Source organism: Acidimicrobiales bacterium (assembly GCA_035540975.1).
In the GTDB taxonomy this organism is placed as follows: Bacteria; Actinomycetota; Acidimicrobiia; order Acidimicrobiales.
Map to the genome: position 1 here is coordinate 37,422 of DATLFN010000167.1, position 7,184 is coordinate 44,605.

The following is a 7,184-nucleotide window of genomic DNA, read 5'->3' on the forward strand; positions in this document are numbered from 1 at the left end:
CCTCCGCCCGTTCCTCTTGGACGGCAGCCGGCGCGGCCGCCTGCGGCGGCGGGAGCGGCCGCCGGCGCGAAGACTGCAAGGAGGGATCGTGACCACGCGCATCGTCCACTACATCAACCAGTTCTTCGCCGGGAAGGGCGGGGAGGACTCGGCGTCCGAACCGCCGTCGTCCCACGACGGGCCCGTCGGCCCGGGCCGGAAGCTGGCTTCGTTGCTGGGCGATGACTTCGAGATCGTCACCACCGTGTGGTGCGGCGACGACCACGCCGGCGGTCCCGAGGTCCTCGACGAGATCCTGGGGCTCATCCGGGCCGCCCGTCCCGACCTGGTCGTCGCCGGCCCCGCCTTCACCAGCGGGCGCTACGGCCTGGCCTGCGCCCGGGTGGCGGCCGAGGCGCAGCGCGAGGGCATGACGGTGGTGGCGTGCATGCACCCCGACAACCCCGGCCTGGACGAGGCGGGCGCCGCCCCCGTCGTGGCCAGCAGCCAGGTGGCCCGCCACATGGGCGCCACCCTGGAGACGCTCGCCGCCGCCCTCCGCAAGGCGGCCGCCGGCGAGCCCCTCACCCCCGACGACGGCCGGGTGGGGAAGATCCCGCGTCGCAACGAGATGGCCGACCGCAACAGCGCCGAGCGGGCCGTCGACCTCCTGCTGGCCCGCCTGGGCGGCGACCGGGAGGCCACCGAGGTGCCGCTCCCGAACTTCGACCAGGTGACGCCGGCCGCCCCCGTCGACCACGTGTCGGAGGCGGTGGTCGCCCTCGTCACCGAGGGCGCCCTGGTGCCGGAGTCAAACCCCGACGGCCTCGAGTCGGCCCGGGCGACCAGGTGGCTGCGCTATTCCCTGGACGGCAAGAGCAGGCTGCGGTCGGGCGAGTTCCGGTCGGTGCACGGCGGCTTCTCCACGGTGTGGGCCAACGAGGACCCGAACCGGATCCTCCCCCTGGACGTGGCCCGCCAGCTGGAGAAGGAGGGGCGCATCGGCAAGCTGCACGGCGAGTACCTCGTCACCGCCGGCAACGGCACGTCGATCGCCAACGCCCGCCGCTTCGGCGTGGAGTGGGCGGCCGACCTGAGGAGGCAGGGCGTCCAGGCGGCCCTCCTGACGGCCACGTGAGGCACCGGGACGCGTTGCGGGTCAACGCTTGCGAAGGAGTTGGAGCGCTCCGGCATCCCCACCGCTCTGCTGTGCAACCTCACCTCGATCGCCGAGCGGGTGGGGGCTCCCCGCATCGTGCCGACCAAGGGCATCCCCTACCCCACCGGAGACCCGAACCTCGACGCCGAGGCGGAGCGGGCGTGGCGGCGGAGGCTGGTGGAGCGGTGCCTGGAGGCGGTGTCCACCGCCGTGACGAAGCCGACGTTGTTCCCCGTCGAGATGGAGGAGGCCGCCTCCCGTGACTGAGCGCCGGGCGGTCGTCACCGCCGCCACCCAGGTCCTGGCCCACGTGCCCGGCCTCGCCCGCCACGGCTCCAAGCCGCAGCGGGAGCTGCCCAGGAACAAGGAGACCAAGAAGGCGTTCCTCGCCGCCCTCCGCGGCTTCGACGACGCTGTGGCGTACGCGCCGCACCAGGCCTACATCGGCGCCGTCCACCCCCGCGACATGCCCGAGCGCCCGTGGACCAGCGCCGCCCCGCCCGACGGCGTCTCCCGGTTCGGGCCCAAGGGCGGCGAGATCATGCCCGACGTCGAGTTCCTCGGCCTGCTCGCCTGCGTCGACCGGTTCGATCTGGTCACGCTGGCCGCCGACGTGGCCGACGAGGCGGCGGCCGCGCTGGCCCGCCACCCGCTGGCCAAGCACCTCGACCTCGACCGCATCGACAAGGCCAGGGGCGACGTCGACAAGGTCGCCTCCCGGCCGGGCAGCCACCGGCTGTACCTGGGCGCCACCCGCGTCGGCGGCGCCATCCCCTGCGCCCATGAGGAGGACGAGTCGCTCACCGCCACCGTGCTGCTGGACAACCTGGCGTCCAAGGCCACGTCCACCCTCGCCCTCCTGCACCTGCTGGTGGCCAACGGGGTCGACCCGGCGTCGGTCGACTACGTCATCGGCTGCGGCGAGGAAGCCGTCGGGGACCGCTACCAGCGGGGCGGCGGCAACATGGCCAAGGCGGTGGCCGAGGTGGCGGGGCTGTCCGAGGCGTCGGGCATGGACGTCAAGAACTTCTGCGCTGCACCGGCCCCTGCCCTGGTCACCGCGGCTGCCCTGGTCACCGCCGGCGTGTTCGAGCGGGTGGCGATCATCGCCGGGGGGTCGATGGCCAAGCTGGGCATGAAGTTCCAGGGGCACCTCCGCCACGACCTGCCCATCCTGGAGGACGTCCTGGGCGGCGCCGCCGCCCTCGTCCAGGCCGACGACGGGGTGTCGCCCCGGGTCCGCCTCGACGTGGTCGGCCGCCACCGGGTCACCGCCGGCGGGTCCAACCCGGCGATCATGGAGGCCCTCGCCGTCGAGCCCCTGAAGCGCAACGGGATCCCCATGACGTCGGTGGACGACTACGCCACCGAGCTGCACAACCCCGAGATCACCGAGCCCCAGGGCACCGGCGACGTCCCCGCCCGCAACTACAAGACCATCGCCGCCGTGGCCGCCCAGAAGGGCGAGATCGAGCGGGGCGACATCGCCGGCTTCGTCAAGGAGCGGGGCATGCCCGGGTTCGCCCCGACCCAGGGGCATCTGGCATCCTCCTTGTGCTACCTCCCGCACGCCGTCGAGCGGCTCACCGGCGGTGAGGCGGAGCGGGTGCTGCTGCTGGCCAAGGGCAGCCTGTTCCTCGGCCGCATGTCACAGCTCTCGGACGGGATGAGCGTGCTGCTGGAGCGCAACGGGAAAGGAAGCTGACATGGCCGGTGCGATCACGGAGGCGACCAGGGAGACGTTCCGCGACCTGGTGGCGGAGGGGACCACGCTCGTCGACGTGTGGGGCACGGACTGCAGGCCGTGCATGAGCCTCATGCCGTTCGTCGAGCGGCTGGCCGAGGAGCGTCGCGACGACTTCAAGACGGTGAAGCTGGAGGCGCCCAAGGCCCGTCGCCTCTGCATCGAGATGCGGGTCATGGGGCTGCCCGCGTTCCTGCTGTTCCGGGACGGGACGGAGGTGGCGCGCATCAACGGCGCCGACCTCAACGAGGCGAAGATCCAGGCCTGGTTGGACGAGACGCTGAGCGCCGCCGCAGGCGCACGGAAGGAGTGACGTTGGGAGTCCTGAACGGGAAGAAGGTGGTCGCCCTGGGCGAGCGGGACGGGATATCCGGCCCCGCCATCGCCAAGGTCGTCGAGGCCGCCGGCGCCCAGGTGGTGTTCACCGCCACGGAGTGCTTCGTCTGAACGGCGTCCGGCGCCATGGACCTGCAGAGCCAGGAGGCGATCCTCCGGCTGGCGGAGACCCACGGTAAGGACAACGTCGTCGTGATCCTCGGCGCCCCCGACCCGGAGGCGGCGGAGATCTCGGCGGAGACGGTCCGCCTCGGTGATCCCGCATATGCAGGTGCACTGGCAGGGGTCCAGTTGGGCCTCGACGTGTACCACGTCCTCGACGAGGACATCCGCAACGACGTCCCGCCGGAGGTGTGGGACGACCAGATCGGCGTCATGGCCGACATCCTGGAGGCCGACGAGCTCAACCAGGCCGTCGCCAAGATCCGCTCCCAGGCGCTCGACGCCTAGCTCTTCGCCGTCTCCCCCGCACCTCGGCGCCCGGGCCGTGGCGCGGAGGTGCGGAGCTGCCCGTCAGTCGGCGGCGTCCCAGGCGTCGGCCCCGGCTGCCGACCGGCCGGAGCGGCCCAGCCCGCCGCGTCGCCGCCGGCGCCCGCCGCGGTCGTCGGCCGACGCCGGCGGGGTGGTGGGCGCCGCCGGGGGAACGACGGCGCGGCGGGAGCGTGGACGGGGCGGGCCCACCTCGACGACCGCCGGCCCGTCGTCCGGTCGGCGGGCGCCGGGAGAGCCGTTGCCGGCCGAGCCGTTGCCGGACGGGCCGTTGCCGGCCGAGCCGTTGCCGGACGGGCCGTTGCCGGCCGAGCCGTTGCCCCCGGCGGCGCCGGGCGGTGGGGCGGCGGCGCCGGGCGTCTGGCGGCAAGAAGGGGCGTGTAGCGCCCCGTCTTGCCGCCGGAGCGACGGTGCGTCGTCCCGTCGGCGGGGGACGTTGGTGCCGGCGCCGGGCGCGTCGTCGGCGGCCGCAAGGACGGCGGCGGGCGGCGGGACGGCGGTGCCCGTCCGGCGCTGGACGAGGCGCGCCCGCTCGTCCTCGAGGCGGCGGCGGTGCGCCTCCAGAGCCTGGCGCTCGGACTCGACGGCGGCCCGCAGCTGGCGGAGGCGCCGGCGGCCCTCCAGGCGCTCGACCCGCAGCTTCTCCCGCTCGGCGGCGAAGGCGGAGCGCTCGTCGTCGAGCCGGGCGCGTGCCCGCTCGCCCTCCTGGCGGAGGAGGGTCGCCTCGGTCTGGTCGGCGGCCAGGCGCTGCCGGTCGGCCCGGAGGCGTTGCTCCTCCTCGGTCAGCACCTCGTGCGCCGTCTGGAGGGCGGCCGACTCGGTGGCCAGGCGCTCCCGCTCGCCGCTCAGCTCGTGGAGCAGGCGCTCGGCCCGCTCCAGCTTGGCGGCCGCGTCCGCCCGGCCGGCGTCCAGCCGGTCGCGTTCGGCCTCCAGGGCGCGACGGTCGGCGTCGAGGTCGCGGAAGTCGGCGGTGAGGATCTGCTCGGCCGCGTTGAGGGCGTCGCGCTCGGAGGCCACCCGGGCACGCTCGGCCTCCAGCTGCTCCCGGTCGGCGTCGACCTGCGACCGGAGGGGCACCACCTCGGCCAGCTCCCGGTCGATCCGGCGACGGTCGGCGGCGAGCCGGGCCCGCTCCTCCTCCGCGGCCCGGCGCTCGCCCTCCATCTCCTCCCGCTGGCGGTCCAGCTCCTCGCGCAGCAGCGCCGTCTCGGCCCGCTCGCGCTCGCACCGCTGGCGCTCGGCGGCCAGGGCGGCCCGGGTCTCGTCCAGCTGGGCGAGCTCTTCCTCGAGGGCGTCGTCGTTGGAGGCGTGGTCCTGGAGCTGGGCCCGCAGCTCGTCGCGCTGCGCCGCCACCGCGGCGGCGGCCGCCTCGGCGTCCTGGGCCCGGGCGTCGGCGACGGCCTGCAACTCCTCCAGGCGGGCCCGCTCGGGCTCCAGGCGGCTGCGCTCGGCGGCCAGCGTGCGGCTGATCGCCTCCAGCACGCGGCGCTCCGCCACCAGCCGCTCCGCCTCCCGGGCCTGGCGCTCGGCGATGGCCTCGAGCTCCTCGGTGAGGTGGCCCTCCGGCTCGCGGCAGCGGCCCTCCTCCGCCCGGCGCTCGGCCTGGCGCGCCTCACGCTCGGTCTTCAGCTCGGCCGTGAGACGGGTGAGCTGCTGCTCCAGCTGGCCCGAGGCCGCTCGCCGCGTCTCCATCTCCAGCCGGGTCGCTTCGACCTGACCCCTCACGGCGGCCAGCTCGGCCCGGGCCGCGGCGAGGGCGCTGCGGAGATCGGCCACGTCGCCCTCGGTGGTCGCCTCGGGACCGGACCGTCCGGCCGGCTCGCCGGAGCTCTCCCCCGAGGGCGACACGGGCGGGTGGATCGAGGTCACCGGGTCACCGTCACCAGGGGCGAACCTATTGGCGGGTGCCTGTGGAGCGATAGAGGAAAACGGTGGGGATTGAGGCCTGGTCCTGCCCCAGCACCCGCATGCGCCCTTGTCCGCGTCAGGTCTGTCGGGATTCGGGGGCCAGGTAAAGCGAGGCGCCCTTCGACAGGAACTCCACGGCCTTGTCCTTCATGCCGATCTCCAGCGCATCGCCGTCGCTCACGCCGTGCGATGCCGCGTATTCCCGCACGTCCTGGCTGATGCGCATGGAGCAGAACTTGGGACCGCACATGGAGCAGAAGTGGGCGGTCTTGGCCGGCTCGGCCGGCAGCGTCGCGTCGTGGTACGCCCGCGCCGTGCCGGGGTCCAGAGCCAGGTCGAACTGGTCCTCCCACCGGAACTCGAAGCGGGCCTTCGACAAGGCGTCGTCCCATGCCTGAGCGCCCGGGTGGCCCTTGGCCAGGTCGGCGGCGTGGGCGGCGATCTTGTAGGCGATGACGCCCTGCTTCACGTCGTCCCGGTCGGGGAGGCCGAGGTGCTCCTTGGGGGTGACGTAGCAGAGCAGGGCGGTGCCCCACATGGCGATCATCGCCGCCCCGATGGCCGACGTGATGTGGTCGTAGCCGGGCGCCACGTCGGTGGTGAGCGGCCCCAGGGTGTAGAAGGGCGCCTCGTGGCAGACCTCCGACTGGAGGTCGACGTTCTCCTTGATCTTGTGCATGGGCACGTGTCCCGGCCCCTCGATCATGACCTGCACATCGTGGCGCCAGGCGACCTCGGTGAGCTCGCCGAGCGTCCGCAGCTCGGACAGCTGGGCCTCGTCGTTGGCGTCGGCGATGGAGCCGGGGCGCAGGCCGTCACCCAGCGAGAAGGCCACGTCGTGGGCGGCCATGATCTCGCAGATCTCCTCGAAATGGGTGTAGAGGAAGTTCTCCTGATGGTGGGCCAGGCACCACGCCGCCAGGATGGAGCCGCCCCGGCTCACGATGCCGGTGACGCGCCCGGCCGTCAGCGGCACGTAACGCAGCAGGACCCCGGCGTGGATCGTGAAGTAGTCGACCCCCTGCTCGGCCTGCTCGACGAGCGTGTCGCGGAAGATCTCCCAGGTCAGGTCCTCGGGGGAACCGTCGACCTTCTCGAGCGCCTGGTAGATCGGGACGGTGCCTATCGGGACGGGCGAGTTGCGGACGATCCACTCGCGCGTGGTGTGGATGTCCGCCCCCGTCGACAGGTCCATCACCGTGTCGGCGCCCCACCTGGTGGACCAGGTGAGCTTGTCGACCTCCTCGGCCACCGACGACGTCACCGCCGAGTTGCCGATGTTGGCGTTGACCTTCACCAGGAACTCGCGCCCGATCACCATCGGCTCGGACTCGGGGTGGTTGACGTTGGCGGGCAGGATGGCCCGGCCCCGGGCGATCTCCCGGCGCACCTTCTCGGGCGAGCACCCCTCCCGGACGGCGACGAACTCCATCTCGGGCGTGATCTCGCCGCGGCGGGCGTAGTGCATCTGGGTGACGGTGCGACCGGGCACGGCCCGGTGGGGCCGGCGGGCGGGCGCCGCCGGCGGGTGGGCCTCCTCGCCGGCGGCCCGGCGGGCGGCGGCCCGGC

The 7,184-nt window shown here is 73.9% G+C and carries 6 protein-coding genes; 4 read left to right on the top strand and 2 right to left on the bottom strand.

All coding sequences use genetic code 11. The features are described from left to right. The first annotated feature begins 88 nt into the window (after positions 1–88). Genes VM242_16375 through grdA form a run of 4 tightly spaced genes read left to right on the top strand, consistent with a single transcriptional unit; the run spans position 89 to position 3,668 of the window. Positions 89–1,405 carry a glycine/betaine/sarcosine/D-proline family reductase selenoprotein B gene (locus tag VM242_16375; protein HVM06734.1) on the top strand — a complete coding sequence of 439 codons (1,317 nt, stop codon included), beginning with the start codon at positions 89–91 and terminating at the stop codon, positions 1,403–1,405. After that, positions 1,398–2,843, top strand: coding sequence for a glycine/sarcosine/betaine reductase complex component C subunit beta (gene grdC / locus VM242_16380; protein HVM06735.1), 1,446 nt, complete (start codon positions 1,398–1,400; stop codon positions 2,841–2,843). The genes VM242_16375 and grdC overlap by 8 nt, the downstream gene beginning before the upstream one ends. 1 nt (position 2,844) lies before the next feature. After that, on the top strand, positions 2,845–3,195 hold the full coding sequence (locus VM242_16385; GenBank protein HVM06736.1) for a thioredoxin family protein: 351 nt from the start codon (positions 2,845–2,847) through the stop codon (positions 3,193–3,195). Between the two features lie 2 nt (positions 3,196–3,197). Further along, a complete protein-coding gene (grdA, locus tag VM242_16390) occupies positions 3,198–3,668 on the top strand; it encodes a glycine/sarcosine/betaine reductase complex selenoprotein A (GenBank protein HVM06737.1) in 471 nt (156 codons plus the stop codon). Positions 3,669–3,731: 63 nt separating this feature from the next. Here grdA and VM242_16395 read toward each other — a convergent pair whose 3' ends face one another. Both VM242_16395 and thiC read right to left on the bottom strand, forming a co-directional pair. Then, on the bottom strand, positions 3,732–5,576 hold the full coding sequence (locus VM242_16395; GenBank protein HVM06738.1) for a hypothetical protein: 1,845 nt from the start codon (positions 5,574–5,576) through the stop codon (positions 3,732–3,734). A gap of 115 nt (positions 5,577–5,691) precedes the next feature. After that, positions 5,692–7,184, bottom strand: a 1,493-nt coding sequence (thiC, locus tag VM242_16400) for a phosphomethylpyrimidine synthase ThiC (GenBank protein ID HVM06739.1), incomplete at its 5' end; no start/stop codon positions are given.